Below are 18,676 nucleotides of genomic sequence, written 5' to 3'. Positions count from 1 at the left end.
CACAAAATGAGTAAAGCAATCGGAATGATTGAATTTAAAACCACATCTACAGGCGTTACTGCAGCAGATGCTATGGTAAAAACATCTGAGGTAGAGATCGTCGAGGCACAGACCGTATGTCCTGGTAAATATATTGCAATTATTACCGGTGACTTAAGTGCGGTAAAGGCAGCCGTTGATACGGCAGTAACTACATATGAGGATAAATGTATCGACAGTTTTGTACTCGGTAATCCTCATGAGTCAATTTTCCCGGCAATTTATGGAACTACACAGGTAGAAGAAATCAGTGCACTGGGAATTCTGGAAACTTATGACGCAGCTTCTATTATTGAAGCAGCTGATCAGGCAGCGAAGACTGCAATCGTAGATCTGATCGAACTTCGTATTGCCAAAGGTATGTGCGGGAAATCTTATATGATGATCACTGGAGAGGTTTCAGCAGTAGAAGCTTCCATAGAGAGAGCGAAAGAACTTGTATCTGCCAAGGGTATGTATCTGGATTCTTCCGTTATCGCACATCCTGACAGAAGAATGATAGATAGTATTTTGTAATATTAATAAATAATTCCTCAGAAAAAGGAGGCAAAAATATGCTTGCACTGGAGAGAAGAAACCAGATTCTCGAGAAACTACAGGCAGAAAAGCGGGTAGTGGTCAGTGAACTCAGCCAGCTGTATAATGTCTCTGAAGAGACCATACGCCGTGATCTGGATAAACTTGAAAAAGAAGGACTTGCAATTAAGAGCTATGGCGGTGCCGTGATTAATGAGGATGTAAGTATTGATTTACCTTTTAATGTCCGAAAGAATCAGAATGTATCAGGAAAGCAGAGAATGGCGGAGATTGCGGCTTCACTGGTAAAAGATGGGGACCATATCTTTCTGGATGCCAGTACTACGGCCGTATTTGTGGCCAAGGCACTGAAAGAGAAGGAGCGCCTTACTGTAATTACAAATTCTATGGAGATATTGTTGGAATTATCTGACGTGTCTGGATGGAATATTATTTCTACAGGAGGCGTAATGAAGGAAGGATATTTGGCCTTCCTGGGTTCCAAAACAGATGAATCCATACGTTCCTATTATGTAGACAAGGTTATTTTTTCATGTAAGGCCCTGGATCAGGAATGGGGAATCATGGAATCTCAGGAAGCCTTTGGTTCTACAAAGAGAGCGATGATGAATTCAGGACGAAAAAAAATTCTGGTTATCGACAGTTCCAAATTTGATCAGACAGCATTTTCTGTTGCTGGCAGTATGAAAGATGTAGATATCGTAGTGACAGATAAAAAACCGGAAGAACGCTGGCGTATATACTTCGAGAAAATGGGAGTAAAATGTAAATATCCTGTCTGATACAGAGAAAAGGAGTATTATACAATGAATACTTTCGAGATGAAAACAGCGATCCATTTTGGAAATAACGCATTAGACAGACTGAAACAGATTCCATACAAAAGGGTTCTCATTATCACAGACCCATTTGTGGTACAAAGCAAAATGGTTGATTTGATCACTACTCCTTTAAACAGTGCTGGTATTGCGTATGATATTTTTCATGATGTAGTGCCGGATGCTCCTGTAGATAAGATTGCAGAAGGTGTAAAGAAATTTCTGGAATACCAGCCGGAAGCGGTTATTGCAGTCGGCGGTGGTTCTGCCATTGATTCATCTAAAGCAATCAGAGAGTTTGCACTCAAAATCAATAATTATGGAAAAGTAGGTCTGATCGCAATCCCGACTACAAGTGGTACAGGATCAGAGGTGACTTCTTTTGCAGTAGTAAATGATACAGCGGCACATGTGAAGTATCCGTTGATTTCAGACAGTCTGACAGCAGATGAAGCAATTCTGGATGCAGAGCTTGTAAAGAGTGTTCCACCATCTATTACAGCGGATACAGGCATGGATGTATTCACACATGCGCTGGAATCTTATGTAAGTACAGCACATAATGAATTTTCTTCAGCACTTGCAGAGAAGGCAATAGAAATCTGCGGCGTATTTTTGCTGAGAGCATACCTGGACGGCAGTGATATGCATGCTCGTAATAAGATGCATGTAGCTTCCTGTCTGGCTGGGTTATCATTTAACACTGCCGGACTGGGAATCACCCACAGTATGGCACATCAGCTGGGAGCAATGTTCCATATTCCGCATGGAAGAGCAAATGCGATGCTTCTTCCACATATCGTAGAATTTAATGCTGATATTAATAAGCACAGTAAGAGTCAGAAAGAATATCTTCCGGCCGTAAAGAGATATGCAAATATTGCGCATATTCTTGGTCTGAGTAATTACAATAAGGTAATGACAGTGCGTTCTCTGGTGAACTGGATTCAGTTTATGCAGAAAGAAATGAATATTCCTCTGACAATACAGGAACTTGGAACGATTGCACCGGAAGAGTATTTCGCAGCAATTGACAAGATGGCAGAGGCAGCACTTGCAGATGCCTGCACTGTGAACAATCCAAGAGTTCCTACAAAAGAAGATATTGTAAAGATTTATACAAAATTGTGGTCATTCTGATCAAAACAGCCCACTGAAATCAGAAACAGGAGATGGAAAGAATATGAGTATTTATACGAAAAGAGGAGACAGAGGAATTACAGATATGACTCATACCAGTAATATTTCCAAGTCTGATGATCGTATTCGACTGATTGGTACGATCGATGAATTAAATAGTCATATTGAGCTTGTGAAAAGCATGCTTTACCAGTCAGAAATGACAGGAACAACTGAATTATTGAAAAGCATACAAGCAAACCTGAATCTGGTCGCATCGGGAGTGAATAATCCATATGACCGAGACAGCAGGATCAATGAGAAAGAAACAGTAGCTTTAGAGACAGAAACGGACAGAGTAGAAGCGTTATGTACACAGCCTCTTTCTGAAAAACTTACCGGTAGAAATCAGCTTGCTGCAGAAATCGAAATCACACGTGCTGTTGCCAGAAGGGCGGAACGCTGTCTGGCTCAGGTGAGTGTGAAATTCGGAGCAGATACAGAGAGCAAGAGATTTCTGAATCGTCTTTCTGATTATCTATATATTCTTGCGAGATATGTAGAGCAGGGAGGGTATGAAATTCAGGCTATACATAATCAAAAAGAAGTAGATAGTTCTCAGTTTAAGAGTCTAGAAGCTATGGGAGAAGATATTCTGGTTATAGATGCAGAGAATAGAAGTCAGTTCACATCAGAACAGCCTGATTCCGGTACAAATGGGAATAATATGCTGCAAAGATCAGCGAACATCAATGAAGCAGTCATTCAGGAGGTTCTTAAACGTATGGGAATACAGAGCAGAATTACATTAAGTACGGCTAAGAAACTGATTGAAAGACTGGAACAGGAAGCAGTCCGCAGAGGACAGAGAGCAGTGATCGCTGTCTGTAATCCGGAGGGAAATCCTGTAGCTGTTCATGTTATGGATGGTGCATTTCTAGTCAGCTTTGATGTGGCTATGAAGAAAGCGTATACTGCTGTTGCGGTGAAGATGTCAACAATGGAGTTATCCAGGATTGCACAGCCTGGTGGAACTTTTTATGGAGTTGATAAGCTGGATGGTGGAAAAATCGTTATCTTTGGCGGTGGAATTCCGTTGAAATCAGGAGATACTATTATTGGAGGACTTGGAATCAGCGGAGGAACAGGAGAAGAAGATCACAGTCTGGCAGAGTATGGTCAGTCTATATTAAAGGAAATTTTGTAATCATTAGTGATTTGTAACCCTATAAGAAAGTTTGATGGAAAATTATAGAAAAAGATTTAAAATCTATTTGTTTAACAGAAAAAGAAAGATATTCTGTTTCAGGCATATAATATTTGTAAAATAAATAATGATAGAAAATAAGAACTCAGAACATTGGTAACAGATGTGAGATGTTAACCAATATTCTGGGTTTTTACTTTATAGAAAAGACTGCCGGATGGCGCGTTTTTGTGAGAAAGTCTATTTGGATTCTGAAATTATGGAAATAAAAATAGTATTATCTTCTCTTATATTTTCCAGGAGTAATCCCTTTATATTTTTTAAAAGTCCGGATAAAATAGCTCAGATCATTAAATCCATTTCGATAAGCAATCTCTGTGATAGAATCATCCGTAGCAGCCAGCTGATAACAGGCCTCTTCGATTCTCTGGCGGTTCAGGTAGTCCATGGGAGTCTGGTGAGTCATCTCCGAGAAAAATCTGCAGAAATATTTCGGCGACATGGAAACAGAGGATGACAGCTCCTGAAGAGTAATAGGGTTAGTATAGTTTTTTTCAATAAACTCCAGAACTTGTTTTAACTGCAAAATACGCTTGTAATCCCGACGCGCCCTGGTAGGATTTTCAATAAAGTAATGGTTACTAAAAACAAGACCAAAAAAGTGGTAAAATTGTCCAAATACAGTCAGCTCATATCCGGGCTTTTTTTCATACATAGCCTGAAATAAAGTAGAAATGCAGTCAAGAATCTGAGGCTGTTCATTTGTAAAGTGTGGAAAAAGCATCATTTCCTGATGAAGAATCTCTTGAATATATTCTCCACATACCGGATTATTTTTCAAAAAGGCATTAATATCAAAAACAATGCACTGATAGACACAATCATGAGGAACTCCGGAATGAAGAATTCCACTATGTACAAAAATGACATCATTTTCGATTGCGATAAAACTTTTTTCGTCTAAAGTGACGGTGATAGACCCTTTCAGAACACGAATGATTTCATATTCCACATGCCAGTGATAAGACATGACATATCTGGGATGTGTATGGTCTATGTGATGAAATTCAAAAGGAAACTCATAAGTACCTCTTGGACGGTCTTCGTTGCGCTCTAAATCATGCAAAAGAAATCTCCTCCGCTTCAAAATTTACAGAAATTTTATACTTAAAACAGAAAAAGTGAATATTGTACTATTTTTTGCTATTATAACACAAGTAATTTTATGAATGCAATTATATAATAGATATCAGTAACAGGTTTAAAGAATCAACGTTACTGTTCACACACCACTATCCTGCGAGGTGTTTTGGCATAAATATGCCCAAATCCCGAGACATACGAGCAAAAATTCCATTGCCATAGGCAAGTTGAAAGGAATTTTGGCAACGTTACCGGGAAGGGAGTGAACAGTAACTTAAAGGATTATCATTTCGTATATTTGCAGATGAATGTTTGTAAATGACGGAATCATAATCTTGGGGGTAAAGCAGAAATGATATTTCTGCAAGGATATTATAACAACTTATCAGGAGGTATTTTATTATGGCAAAGAGCAGATTAATCGGCAGCTATCCGGTAATTGGAATCAGACCTACTATTGATGGTCGTAGAGGAGCATTAGATGTTCGTGGATCTCTGGAAGAGCAGACAATGAACATGGCGAAATCAGCTGCCAAATTATTCGAAGAAAACCTGAAATATTCAAACGGTGAACCAGTTAAAGTTGTAATCGCTGATACAACAATCGGACGTGTTGGTGAAGCAGCTGCATGTGCTGATAAATTCAGACATGAAGGTGTTGACATTACTGTAACAGTTACACCTTGCTGGTGCTACGGTGCTGAGACAATGGATATGGATCCTCAGACAATTAAAGCTGTATGGGGCTTCAATGCAACAGAGAGACCTGGTGCTGTTTACCTTGCATCTGTTCTTGCAACTCATGCACAGAAAGGTCTTCCTGCATTTGGTATCTACGGACATGAAGTTCTGGATGCTGATGACACAGAAATGCCAGAAGATGTAAAAGAGAAAATGTTAAGATTCGGACGTGCAGCAGTAGCAGTAGCTACAATGAGAAACAAATCCTGGCTGCAGATCGGTTCCGTTACTATGGGTATCGGCGGATCTATCATTGATCCTGATTTTATCGAATCCTATCTTGGAATGCGTGTAGAGTCTGTTGACGAGGTAGAAATCATCCGTCGTATGACAGAAGGCATCTATGATCATGATGAATTTGACAAAGCAATGAAATGGGCAAAAGAAAACTGCACAATCGGATTTGATAAGAACCCGCCTGAACTTCAGATGTCTGAAGAGCAGAAAGAAGAGCAGTTCGAATTCGTAGTTAAGATGGCAGTTATCATCCAGGAACTTATGAATGGATGTGACAATCTTGATCCGAAATTCTCTGAAGAAGCAATCGGACACAATGCGATTGCTGCTGGTTTCCAGGGACAGAGACAGTGGACAGACTTCTATCCAAACGGCGACTTTGCAGAAGCTATGCTGAATACTTCCTTTGACTGGAATGGAGCAAGAGAGCCATACATTCTGGCTACAGAGAACGACGTACTCAACGGTCTTGGAATGCTGTTTATGAAACTTCTGACAGGACGTGCTCAGATGTTCGCAGATGTTCGTACATATTGGAGTGCAAATGCTGTTAAGCGTGTTACAGGATATGATCTTGAAGGCGTTGCAAAAGAGAACGATGGTATCATTCATCTGATCAACTCTGGTGCATGCTGTCTGGACGCTTCCGGTGTTGTGAAAGACGAAAACGGCGAAGGCGTTATGAAAGAATGGTGGAATGTAACTGAAGAAGATCAGAAAGCGATTATGAATGCAACTACATGGAACGCAGCCGACAACGGATATTTCCGTGGAGGCGGATTCTCATCCAGATTCGAGACAAGAGCTACTATGCCTGCTACAATGATCCGTCTGAACCTTGTAAAAGGACTTGGACCGGTTCTTCAGATTGCAGAAGGATGGACAGTAGAACTTCCGGAAGATGTATCTGATACACTTTGGAAACGTACAGACTATACATGGCCATGCACATGGTTTGTCCCGAGATGTGATGGCAAAGACGGTGCATTCAAGAGTGCATATGATGTTATGAATAACTGGGGCGCTAACCATGGTGCAATCTCCTATGGACACATTGGTGCAGATCTTATCACAATGTGCTCTATGATGAGAATCCCGGTTTGCATGCACAACGTACCTGAGAAAGATATCTTCCGTCCGGCAGCATGGAATGCATTCGGAATGGATAAAGAAGGCGCAGATTTCAGAGCATGCAAGAACTATGGACCTCTTTACAAATAATAAATAAAATCAAGGTCTTACCTTAAGAAAAACCCTCCCAAAGCCGAAAATGGTGATGGGAGGGTTTTTTATTGCAGAAAACTGCCAGAAATATTTCAGGATATAAAACCAGAGCACTTTGCCGGACAGTCTTATTTGCATTATTTTCTAGAATTGCTATAGATATAGAAAACGGGAATAGTCAATCGGATAAAATCATCCGCTTTCGCTGCGTGACTCTACACCGAATAACTGCTCCGCAGTGTATCAGGAGGGGCTTGTACCCCTCCTGATACAAGCAAGTCCCACCCACTGCTTATTGCTCTTCGCAACCTCCGCAGGGGACTTACTTGATTCGGTTAAATGACTATAAATGATAAACATAAAGACAGCATCTGCTGACAAAATACAGATGCTGTCTTTATGAATATGTATCATTGTATATGTGTGTTATGTGTATAAGTATCTATTAAAGATAGATTAATGTCAGAAGCATTAATTAGTTGTTGATTACAACACCTTTCTGGAGCATAACGTTTGCATACAGAGCTTTCTCACTTGTAGAGATAATGCAGTATGCAGTTTTGGCCTCATCATAGAATGCGAAACGTTCAATATTTCCGATTGCTTTATCGCCACGCTCATCATATTTGGATACAATTTCTTTATAAGTATCCCAGATAGGTGTCTCTACATCATCACCGGGCATAACTTCCATCAGATTTACAGGATGCTCTACATAAGTATCCAGCGGGAAAAGCTGAAGGATCGCATCCAGAATCTCCGGTACACCATGTCCGTCACAACGGATCGTGATAGCATTCTTACCCATTGATTCAACCGGGAAATTTCCGTCTGCAATAACAAGACGGTCGCTATGTCCCATTTCACATAAAACTTTTAATAATTCCGGTGATAAAATTTCAGGAATTCCTTTTAACATAATTTATATTCTCCTTTCAAAATAGAATTTCCAATTTCCGTAAATATTCTGTATTCGGGATTTGAGTTATGTCACTGTGAACAGAATAAACAATAACGATTTTATCCCTGACAACATAATTAAAGTTTAGTAAGAAAAAAGTTATTAATCAAGGCAAAATCTTACAAAAAAAGAGTAAATTTTTCTAGTTGACAGTTACCTGTAAGCGCGGTATGATGAAACAAAACAGAAACGTTTCGGTTTTTGAAAGCCGAAATGAGTAATTATCAGTAAAGATACCCGGAAACTATTAATAAAAACCATAAAGAATCTATCAGGGAGGACAAAGGAATGCCATTAGTTACATCTAAAGAAATGTTATTAAAAGCACAGAAAGGCGGTTATGCAGTCGGAGCATTTAATGCTGAGAACATGGAGATGGTGAAAGCAATCATTCAGGCTGCTGAAGAGTTGAAAGCACCGGTTATGATCCAGACAACTCCATCCACAATTAAATATGGAACACTGGAAACTTACCATGCAATCGTAGCAGCAGAAGCAGCGAAAGCATCCGTACCGGTATGCCTCCATCTGGATCATGGCAGCAGCTTTGAACTTGCAATGCAGGCGCTGGACGCAGGATATACTTCTGTAATGATCGACGGATCTAAATTAGACTTTGAAGAGAACATCGCAGTAAGTAAGAAAGTAGCAGATGTTGCAGCCGCTATCGGTGTGCCATGTGAAGCTGAACTTGGTAAAGTTGGCGGAAAAGAAGATGACCTGGTTGCTGAAGCTGACACAAACACAGACCCAGCTCAGGCAAAAGAATTTGCAGAACGTACGGGTGTTACTTCTCTCGCCATTGCAATTGGTACGGCACATGGATTTTATGTAGGTACCCCGGTTCTTGATAAGGAACGTTTGAGTGAGATTCGTAAAGTTGTTGATATTCCGTTGGTACTTCATGGTGCATCCGGACTTACAGATGAAGATGTAAGTGACTGTGTGAAACGTGGAATCTGTAAAGTGAATTTTGCAACAGAATTACGTGCGGCATATTCAAAGGCTGTGAAAGAAATATTCGAGAATGATCCGGATGTCTTTGATCCGAAAGCATATGGAAAGGCTGGAATCGCAGCAGTAAAAGAGCTGGTAAAAGGCCGTATGAAAGTTTGTGGATGTGATGGAAAGGCTGAGTGATCCTAATTGGCAGCGACCATGAAAGATATCGCCAGACGAACCGGACTTGGACTGGCGACTATTTCTTCTTACTTCAATGGGGGAAATGTAAGAGAAAAAAACAAGATCAAGATTGAAGAAGCAATAGAAGAATTGCACTATGAGGTTAATGAAGTAGCAAGAGGATTAAAGACGAATGCGACGAAGACAATAGGCGTGGTAATACCGGAACTGGACCAGATTTTCTGTACCCAGATCATTATTGGAATTGAAGATATTCTGAGAAGCCATGGTTATGCAACCATCGTGTGTGACTGCCGTACAGACAAGAAGCGGGAGAAAGATGCCGTAGATTTTCTGACAAGAAAAAGAGTAGATGGCATTATCAGTATGCCGGTAGATGAGACAGGAGCTCATCTGAAATCTTTTCAGAAGACAGGAAAGCCGATTGTTCTAATAGACAGAAAAATCACAGGACTTTCCAGTGACTGTGTTCTGGTAGATAACGAGAAGGCAGCTGAGGATGCCGTGGAGCTTTTATTTGAAAAAGGGCATATGGACATTGGTCTGATCGGAGGTCCGAGAGAAATTTACACCGCTCAGGAGAGACTTCGGGGATATTGCATGGCATATGAAAAAAAAGGACTCCCGGTGAAAGAATCTCTGATCTATCATGGCGATTATACGATGCAAGGCGGAGTGCATGCATTGGAAGAACTGGTAAAGCAAAATCCGCAGATGACTGCCGTCTTGGTGATAAATTATGAGATGACAATGGGTGCAGTGATCGGTCTGAATGAACTTGGCATAAAAGTACCGCAGGAACTTTCAATCGTAGGCTTTGACAACAGAGAGTTTGCCAGAGCCTGTAGTCCGAGACTGACAATCGTTACACAGCCAACTCACCAGATTGCCGAGAAAGCTGCAGGAATTATGCTACAGCGTCTGGAAGAGAATGAAAAAACGGAAAACTATATAACAGAAAAGTTACAGACAGAGATTGAAAATGGAAATTCTGTCATAGCGCTTATATAAACATAAGTCGATAATTTTTGGGGGAAAGATGAAAGCTGTATATTTACTTGGAATTGATATAGGAACAAGTGCCTGCAAAGTTGCTATATTTGACCGAAACGGTCAGGTGAAAGCAGCAGCTACAGGAGATTACCCAGTCTATTATCCAAAAGAGGGATGGGCTGAGCAGAAACCGGAAGAATGGTGGGAGGCAGTCTGCCAGGCAATAAAAAAAACTCTGGAAAAGGGAAAAATCCAACCGGAAGAAATTGCCGGAATCGGAATCGATGGTCAGAGCTGGTCTGCGATTGCGATTGATAAAAAAGGAAATGTATTAACGAATACACCGATATGGATGGACACCAGGGCACAGGAAATCTGTGACAGGCTAAATCGGGAAATCGGAGAAGATGAGATTTTCAAAATCGCCGGAAATTCGTTACAGCCTTCTTATACCACTGCAAAAATTCTCTGGTATAAAGAAAATCTGCCGGAAGTTTATGAAAAAATTTATAAAATCCTACAGTCTAACAGTTACATTGCATATAAGCTGACCGGTGCAATTACGCAGGATGTTTCACAGGGATATGGACTTCACTGCTTTGATATGCATACAGGACAGTGGAATCAGCAAATGTGTGAGAAACTGGGAATCCCGGTGGGATTTTTACCGGAAATCTGCTCTTGTGACACAATCGTGGGGACAGTGACAGAGGAAGCCGCCAGACAGTGTGGATTGACAGCCGGAATTCCGGTAGCAGCAGGTGGCCTTGATGCGGCATGCGGTACTCTTGGTGCAGGTGTGATTCATCCGGGAGAAACACAGGAACAGGGCGGTCAGGCCGGTGGAATGAGTATCTGTACTGATACTTATCAGGCAGATCCGAGGCTGATTCTTGGTTTCCATGTTATGCCAGGAGAATGGCTTTTACAGGGCGGAACTACCGGAGGCGGTGGTGTAATGCGCTGGTTTGAACATGAATTTGCTGATTATGAGAGAGTGATGCAGAAAGAAAACGGAAAGTCCTCACTGGATCAGTTAAATGAGATTGGTGAAAAGGTAGCTCCGGGCTGTGATGGCGTTGTCTTCCTTCCATATATGGCAGGTGAACGCTCACCAATCTGGAATCCACATGCAAAAGGCGTTTTCTACGGGCTTGATTTTTCAAAGACCAAAGGTCATATGCTAAGAGCCTGTATGGAAGGTGTGGCTTTTTCCTTAAGACACAATCTGGAAATCGCAGAAGAGGCAGGCGCGCATGCAGAAGTGCTCAGAGCCATGGGCGGTTCAGCGAACTCTCTTCTCTGGACACAGATCAAATCAGATGTGACAGGAAAACCAGTTGAAGTACCTGCTTCAGATACTGCGACGACACTTGGTGCAGCTATCCTGGCAGGTGTAGGTGTTGGATTTTATAAAGATTATGAAGAAGCAGTATCACTGACAGTGAAAGAGACAAGAAAACATATGCCGGATCCGGATAAGAAAGCTGTATATGATAAAGTATATGAAAATTATCTGGAACTTTACAGATCTCTGGAACATATGATGCGTTGAGAAATAATTATTAGTTCATGTATTACTATATCATAAAGACAGGTGTGAAAATACCAAAGTGCTATATCCGATTGACTTTATGTGAATGGTAATGACAGATGTAAGTAATGGGCGGATATATCCACCTGAAATGGAGGCATAAAAGAAATGAAAGCAGCAGTTGTAGTAGCAAATGAAGATGTACGTTATCAGGAAGTAGAAGAACCACAGGTAAAACCAGGATGGGTAAAGGTTAAGGTAAAATGCTCCGGAATCTGCGGATCAGATATTCCGCGTGTATTAAATAACGGAGTTCATTTTTATCCGATCGTACTGGGACATGAATTCTCAGGAGATGTTGTGGAAGTTGGAGAAGGCGTTACAAAGGTAAAAGTCGGCGACCGTGTGTCAGGTGCACCGCTCCTTCCATGTATGAAATGTGATGACTGTCAGAATGGAAACTTCTCTCTTTGTAAACATTACAGCTTTATTGGTTCCAGAGAGAATGGAAGTAATGCAGATTATGTAGTTATTCCGGAACAGAATGCAGTACCTTTTGATTCATCTATTTCATATGAGCAGGGTGCAATGTTTGAGCCATCTACAGTAGCTATTCATGGCCTGCTCCAGAATGATTATCAGGGCGGACAGTGTGTGGCTATCCTTGGTGGAGGAACGATTGGCATGTTCACAATGCAGTGGGCAAAGATTTTCGGTTCCAAGAAGGTTGTTGTTTTTGATATCAGCCCGGAACGTCTCGAACTGGCAAAACGCCTTGGCGCTGATGAGGTGATCAATACAACAGAAGAAGGATATATGGAAAAAGCTATGGCTCTTACAGATGGAAAAGGTTATGGCTTTGTATATGAGACAGCAGGACAGGTTCCGACAATGCATATGGCATTTGAACTGGCTGCCAATAAAGCGCATGTCTGCTTTATCGGAACGCCGCATCAGGAACTTAGCTTTACGCCAAAGCAGTGGGAAAATATGAACCGCAAAGAATTTAAACTGACAGGTTCCTGGATGTCCTATAGTTCACCATTCCCGGGAAAAGAATGGGATCTGACAGCACACTATTTTGCAACAGGTCAGCTGAAATTTGATCCGGGATTTATTTATAAGAAAATCCCGATGAGCCAGGCACAGGAAGCATTCCAGCTTTACAAGACTCCGGGACTTGTAAAAGGAAAAATTCTTTTAGTGAATGAAGATTAAAGGAGGTATATCACATGACATTTATTGATCCAGCTACAGTTCCACAGAGAACACTTTACACAGGGGCAAAAATGCCGGCAGTAGGAATGGGAACTTTCGGAAGTGACCATGCAGATCCGGACGAAGTATCTGCATCCGTTGCAGGTGCGATCCGCGCAGGCTATCGTTCCTTTGACTGTGCAGCATGTTATGGAAACGAAGACCAGATTGGTAAGGTCTTTGCACAGGCATTTGAAGAGGGCGTAGTAAAAAGAGAAGAACTTTTTATCGCTTCAAAAGTATGGAACGACATGCATGGAAAAGGCGATGTTCTTCTTGCATGTGCCAAATCATTAAGAGATCTTGGGCTTGATTATCTGGATATGTACTATGTACACTGGCCATTCCCGAACTATCATGCACCGCACTGTGATGTAGATTCGCGTAATCCGGATTCCAAACCATTTTCTGTAGAGCGCTTTATGGCAACATGGAGACAGATGGAACGTCTGGTAGATATGGGACTGACTAAACACATCGGTATGTCAAATATGACAATCCCGAAACTGGAAGCAGTCTTACCGCTTTGCAGAATCAAACCAGCTGCGATCGAAATGGAACTTCATCCATGCTTCCAGCAGCCGGAACTGTTTGATTATTGCAAAGAACATGGCATTGAAATCGTAGGTTTCTGCCCAATCGGCTCACCACAGCGCCCGGAAAGAGATAAAATGCCAGAAGATATCGCAGATATCGAACTTCCGGAATTAAAGAAAATCGCAGAAGCTCATGGAGTACATCCGGCAGTAATCTGTATCAAATGGGCAGTACAGAGAGGTGCAGCGCCGATTCCATTCTCATTAAAAGAGAAAAATTATACCATGAATCTGAAATGTGTAACAGAAGATCCACTGACAGATGAAGAAATGGAAATTATCCGTTCAGTTGATAAAAATAACCGACTGATCAAAGGGCACGTATTCCTTTGGAAAGGTGCAAATGACTGGCATGATCTCTGGGATGAAGATGGTGTGATCGTAAAATAAGATAAAATATAAATACATAATTGCGTGTATAAGGGTGCGGGGTAAACGCACCCTTATTTTAGGTGAAAAGACTGATGGGTGACTATTCAAATAAACTATGAAGTTGTTATTTGGGGTAGAACTATATAATGAATTGCAGCGAAACACCATGAACCTTGTGTAAAATATATAAAAAATTCAAACGAAAAATTGAAAATATAGTAAATATGTGGTATTATAATTGGAATCAAAAAGAAAGAGGATGCAAGATATCGGATGAAATGTCAGGCAGCGGGATATGGGATATCTGCCTGATCTTATGGGGGAAAATTGAATATGTACAAAATATTATTGGTAGATGATGAGATTCTGGTCAGGGATGCAATCCGGGAGAATATTGACTGGAAAGGTCTGGACTGCGAACTCGTGGGGGATTGTGAGAATGGCAGACAGGCAGTAGAATTTGTTCAGGATCATGAAGTAGATATCGTACTGACAGATATCTGTATGCCGTATATGGATGGCATGGAGCTGAGTGAATTTCTACATGACAATTATCCGGATATTCTCATTGTAATATTCAGCGGTTTTGGGGAATTTGAATATGCAAAGAAAGCAATCCGTTATAATGTCAGCGAATATATGCTCAAACCGGTTACAGCAATGGAACTGACAAAAGTAATTGAAAATATGAAAGAGAAGGTAGATGCCAGAAAGAAAAAGCAGAAAAAAATGGAATCTCTTGCACAGACTTCTCAGGATTATCATAAGAATGTAGATGTAATTCGCTCAAAAGCACTTGAGACATTGGTAAATTGTACCCGGGATGTACAGGTGAGTCTTCTTGAACTTGAGAAACTTGGAATCCGCTTTGACTGTCCCAGCTTTCGAATTGCTGTTTTTGACATGGATACGTATTCTGATATCTACCAGGTTGATATGCATAAACAACAGGAAAGCGCATTAATGTCCTTTGTTCTTTTTAATGTAAGTAATGAGATCATGACAAGAGAGAATGCAGGTGTTGCCTATCAGGAGGGAAGTAACCGTATCTGCGTGATATTTACCGGAAACAGATCCAGGGAATTCGGAGAGAAAATACATAGTATCTGCCAGGAAATTCAACAGAAGGTAAAAGAAGTGATTGGAATTGAAACTTCTATTGGAATCGGAAACTGGGTGAGATCACCGCAGGAATTAATATATTCCTACAGACTTGCCGAGAAGGCTATCGGATACAGATATCTGCTGGGCGGAAATCTTCTGCTTGATATGGAAGAAAAGCAGACTGACAAAAGTATCAATCTCATAAAGCCACTGGAAGAACTGACTGACGAGATAAAAGCAGGAAACCGTCAGCGGGTAACAGAAATCCTGAATCAAATCGAAGAAGAGATTAAGGGTGCCATGGTGGAGAAAAGTTATGCCTGCATTTACCTTCAGCAGGTAATCCGAGCCATCGGAAATACCTGCCAGTCGTTAAGTGATAATCCGGAGAAAATCATAGCCGAGAGAGAAAAACTGCTGAAATCTGTCTCACAGGCAAAAACCTTTGATGATGCCGCAGTACTGGTAAAAGAATATGCAGGAAGCGTATTTGATTCTCTTAAGGATCTGAATAGCTCCAGCAGCCAGAAACAGGGAATTCTTGCCATGGACTATATACAGAATAATTATATGGATCCGGATCTGAGTCTGAACAGTATCTGTTCTTATTTAAATATCAGCACCAGTTATTTCAGTACCATCTTCAAAGAAATGACAGGTGAGACATTTGTTGAGGTGCTTACCAGAACCAGAATGGAGAAAGCAAAAGAACTGCTAGAAAATACGACAATGAAGAACTATGAGATTGCGGAGAAAGTAGGCTTCTCAGACCCACATTATTTCGGAATCGCATTTAAGAAGATCACAGGAAAAACACCGACAGAATATGCAAGGGAGAAACGCCGATGAAACTGAAAGGAATAACCGGAAGGATTCCTTCAAAATTTAAAAGTATCCAGAGCTCCATTTTCTGCGCAGTTTCGATTTTGGTATTAAGTGCGGTACTGGCTGTAACACTGGTGTCCTTAAGATATACCAATTCGTCAATCTATGAAAACTCTGTCATGTATACACAGACGATCATTAAACAGCTGAACCAGAATATCGATTCTTATATCAGTTATATGGATAATATTGCTTCACTGATAGCAGGAAGTGGAGATGCCTATAAGTATCTCTACACCGAAAATGGGCATGGAGCGACAGCAGACAAAAAATACAGTGAATACAGACAGCGTCTGATCGAACAGTTTAAAACAATCCTGAAGGGCCGCTCAGATATTAGAAATATCGGTATCGTCAGAGAAGATAAGAATGGTCCGTCCCTGTTTGACAATGGATTATCTGTGCGAAATGCATATGTGAATCTGAATACGCAGCTATGGTACGCAGATGCGGTAGGAAAATATGACCAGTATAATCTGACCTCATCTCATGTGCAGAATGTGATCAAAGGAGAAAGACCATGGGTGATCACACTGAGCAGGGGAATCCGCAATTATACGGGAACAGAGGGTGATGACGGAGTTGTCTTTATTGACTTAAATTACAGTGCAATCAGTGAACTTTGCGCACAGAGCAGTATGGGGGATAAAGGCTACGTTTTTATTCTGGATCAGAAAGGAAATATTGTTTATCATCCGCAGCAACAGCAGCTCTACAATGAACTGCAGACAGAGAATATTTCTCTTGTTATGAATGCCGAGTCAGATATTGTCACTGCCGGCAGTGGTGATGAAGAGAAAATCTATGCATTATCTCATTCGGACATTACGGGCTGGACGATCGTTGGATGTATGAATATGTCAGAGCTTCTGAGAAACAGCCGGCAGACAAGAAGCATTTATGTGTTGGTGGCCATCGGACTGATCATTGTGGCGCTTCTAATCTCAAGTGTTATTGCCAGAAATATTACCTATCCTATTCAACAGCTTCGTGATTCGATGAAACGTGTCCAGAAAGGAAACTTTGATATCGAAGATATTGAAGTGATTTCAGATAATGAAATAGGAAGCCTTACCCGTTCCTTTAATGTGATGACGCACAGAATCAGGGAACTGATGGAGCAGAATGTGAAGGAACAGGAGCAGAAGAGAAAGATAGAGCTGAAGGCCCTGCAGTCACAGATCAATCCACATTTTCTATACAATACCCTGGATTCTATTATATGGATGGCAGAGGGAAAGAAGAATGAAGAGGTAGTAGTTATGACTGCGTCTCTGGCGCGGCTTCTCAGACAGAGCATCAGTAATGAGGATGAACTTGTTTCTATCGGACAGGAAATTGAATATGTCAGAAGTTATCTTACGATTCAGAAAATGCGCTATAAAGATAAGCTGGAATTTGAGATAGATGTGGATCCATATATTACTCATGTACCGATCATCCGTCTTGTCCTGCAGCCAATTGTGGAGAATGCTATTTATCATGGACTGAAATATAAGGACAGCAGAGGACTTTTGACAGTACATGGATACGTAAAAGGTGAGAATGTGGTAATTGATATCATAGATGACGGTGTGGGAATGGATGCGGAAACTTTGAAGCATATTTATGATAAGCATAAAGTAAATTACCGTTCCAACGGAGTTGGAGTGTACAATGTACAGCAGCGTCTGGTACTTTATTATGGAAAGGATTACGGTATCATTTATCACAGTGAAAAAGGAAAAGGAACCACAGCGTCTGTTGTAATTCCGAGAAGTCAGGAGGAATCCCATGAAAAGTCATAAAAAAGAGATTATGATCGCCGTTATCCTTATGGCGGCATTACTGGTGATTTTTACCGGACTTCTGACGCCAGAGGCTACACAGACAAGAAGGTGTTCCATGATATATATTCCAAAAATCAGAGACGATACAAACGATTTCTGGACTTCAGTAATATCGGGATGCAGGATGGCGGCAGAAGAATATAACTCTGAACTAGAGATCATGGCACCGGATAAAGAGGAGAATATAGAGGAGCAAAACCAGCTTCTGGAAAAAGCAATCGAACAGAAGCCAGATGCGATATTATTCTCCCCGTCCAGTATGGATGCATCTGATGACCTCTTGAAAAAAGCAAAGGAGCAGGGAATCCGTATTATATATATAGACTCTTATACAGATGAAGAACTGCAGGATCTGACAGTTGCCACAGATAATGTGGAAGTCGGCAGGATGTTAGGGGAATATGCCCGCACACTGATAAATAAGGATTCTAAGATTGCCATCGTCAGTCATGTGAAAGGTGTTTCGACAGCAGTAGAAAGAGAGCAGGGATTCAGGGAAGGTCTGGGAGATTATGCAAATAATATCGTTGAAGTAGTCTATTGCAATTCTCTTTTTGAGAAATCCTATGAACTGACACAGGAACTGATGGAAAAGTATCCGGATTTGAAAATGATCGCAGGAATGAATGAATATTCTGCAGTCGGTGTCGGAAGGGCAGTCAGCGACGCAGGTGTGAAAGATCAGATCGTTGTAGTGGGAGTTGACTGTTCGCAGGAAGCAATCAACCTTATGGAAATGGGCGTCTACAAAGGTATTATTGTGCAGAAAGCATTCCGTATGGGATATATCGGCGTGGAAGAAACGATTCATCTGCTTAATGGTGATGCGGTAGAAAAAAACATAGACTCCGGATGCGAACTGGTTACACCTGAGAATATGTATAACAGTGATATAGAAAGACTAATCTTTCCATTTAATTGATAAAAAGGTTAAATA

General features: G+C 41.1%; 15 protein-coding genes. 13 read left to right on the top strand and 2 right to left on the bottom strand.

What is annotated here, in order from left to right; all coding sequences use genetic code 11:
- Positions 1–6: 6 nt before the first annotated feature.
- The 4 genes from ACTNC0_RS04405 to ACTNC0_RS04390 are packed head-to-tail and all read left to right on the top strand — an operon-like array spanning position 7 to position 3,720.
- Positions 7–555: a BMC domain-containing protein gene (locus ACTNC0_RS04405; protein WP_441086468.1), complete on the top strand. Its 549-nt coding sequence runs from the start codon at positions 7–9 to the stop codon at positions 553–555.
- A 38-nt stretch (positions 556–593) separates the two neighbouring features.
- The gene (locus tag ACTNC0_RS04400; RefSeq protein ID WP_441086467.1) at positions 594–1,358 is read left to right on the top strand and encodes a DeoR/GlpR family DNA-binding transcription regulator; all 765 of its coding nucleotides are present in this window, start codon (positions 594–596) and stop codon (positions 1,356–1,358) included.
- A gap of 24 nt (positions 1,359–1,382) precedes the next feature.
- Positions 1,383–2,534 carry a 1-propanol dehydrogenase PduQ gene (locus ACTNC0_RS04395; RefSeq protein WP_441086466.1) on the top strand — a complete coding sequence of 384 codons (1,152 nt, stop codon included), beginning with the start codon at positions 1,383–1,385 and terminating at the stop codon, positions 2,532–2,534.
- Positions 2,535–2,577: 43 nt separating this feature from the next.
- A complete protein-coding gene (locus ACTNC0_RS04390; RefSeq protein ID WP_441086465.1) occupies positions 2,578–3,720 on the top strand; it encodes an ATP:cob(I)alamin adenosyltransferase in 1,143 nt (380 codons plus the stop codon).
- Positions 3,721–3,997: 277 nt separating this feature from the next.
- On the opposite strand, the gene ACTNC0_RS04385 is transcribed toward ACTNC0_RS04390, so the two are convergent.
- The gene (locus ACTNC0_RS04385) at positions 3,998–4,846 is read right to left on the bottom strand and encodes an AraC family transcriptional regulator (RefSeq protein WP_441086464.1); all 849 of its coding nucleotides are present in this window, start codon (positions 4,844–4,846) and stop codon (positions 3,998–4,000) included.
- Between the two features lie 419 nt (positions 4,847–5,265).
- Between ACTNC0_RS04385 and ACTNC0_RS04380 the strand changes: the two genes are divergently transcribed.
- Positions 5,266–7,062, top strand: coding sequence for an L-fucose isomerase (locus ACTNC0_RS04380; protein WP_441086463.1), 1,797 nt, complete (start codon positions 5,266–5,268; stop codon positions 7,060–7,062).
- Positions 7,063–7,540: 478 nt separating this feature from the next.
- Here ACTNC0_RS04380 and ACTNC0_RS04375 read toward each other — a convergent pair whose 3' ends face one another.
- Complete coding sequence (locus ACTNC0_RS04375; protein WP_441086462.1) at positions 7,541–7,984, bottom strand: RbsD/FucU family protein; 444 nt, start codon at positions 7,982–7,984, stop codon at positions 7,541–7,543.
- Between the two features lie 330 nt (positions 7,985–8,314).
- Between ACTNC0_RS04375 and ACTNC0_RS04370 the strand changes: the two genes are divergently transcribed.
- From ACTNC0_RS04370 to ACTNC0_RS04335, 8 genes are all read left to right on the top strand, one after another.
- On the top strand, positions 8,315–9,166 hold the full coding sequence (locus ACTNC0_RS04370) for a class II fructose-bisphosphate aldolase (RefSeq protein WP_441086461.1): 852 nt from the start codon (positions 8,315–8,317) through the stop codon (positions 9,164–9,166).
- 6 nt (positions 9,167–9,172) lie between these two features.
- Entirely contained in the window at positions 9,173–10,180 is a 1,008-nt protein-coding gene (locus ACTNC0_RS04365; RefSeq protein WP_441086460.1) for a LacI family DNA-binding transcriptional regulator, read from the top strand.
- A 28-nt stretch (positions 10,181–10,208) separates the two neighbouring features.
- Positions 10,209–11,717 (top strand): xylulokinase, encoded by a 1,509-nt coding sequence (gene xylB / locus ACTNC0_RS04360; RefSeq protein WP_441086459.1) that lies wholly within the window; start codon positions 10,209–10,211, stop codon positions 11,715–11,717.
- A 147-nt stretch (positions 11,718–11,864) separates the two neighbouring features.
- Entirely contained in the window at positions 11,865–12,914 is a 1,050-nt protein-coding gene (locus ACTNC0_RS04355; RefSeq protein ID WP_441086458.1) for a galactitol-1-phosphate 5-dehydrogenase, read from the top strand.
- 14 nt (positions 12,915–12,928) lie between these two features.
- Positions 12,929–13,939, top strand: coding sequence for an aldo/keto reductase (locus ACTNC0_RS04350; RefSeq protein ID WP_441086457.1), 1,011 nt, complete (start codon positions 12,929–12,931; stop codon positions 13,937–13,939).
- Positions 13,940–14,254: 315 nt separating this feature from the next.
- A complete protein-coding gene (locus tag ACTNC0_RS04345) occupies positions 14,255–15,874 on the top strand; it encodes a response regulator (RefSeq protein ID WP_441086456.1) in 1,620 nt (539 codons plus the stop codon).
- On the top strand, positions 15,871–17,697 hold the full coding sequence (locus ACTNC0_RS04340; RefSeq protein ID WP_441086455.1) for a sensor histidine kinase: 1,827 nt from the start codon (positions 15,871–15,873) through the stop codon (positions 17,695–17,697). The genes ACTNC0_RS04345 and ACTNC0_RS04340 overlap by 4 nt, the downstream gene beginning before the upstream one ends.
- Positions 17,684–18,661 carry a substrate-binding domain-containing protein gene (locus ACTNC0_RS04335; protein WP_441086454.1) on the top strand — a complete coding sequence of 326 codons (978 nt, stop codon included), beginning with the start codon at positions 17,684–17,686 and terminating at the stop codon, positions 18,659–18,661. The genes ACTNC0_RS04340 and ACTNC0_RS04335 overlap by 14 nt, the downstream gene beginning before the upstream one ends.
- The last annotated feature ends 15 nt before the right edge of the window (positions 18,662–18,676 follow it).

It is taken from the genome of Blautia sp. HCP3S3_B11 (assembly GCF_052064435.1).
Classification (GTDB): Bacteria; Bacillota; Clostridia; order Lachnospirales; family Lachnospiraceae; genus Blautia_A.
Note: the sequence above shows the minus strand (reverse complement) of the source record. Positions and strands in the feature narration are given on the sequence as shown.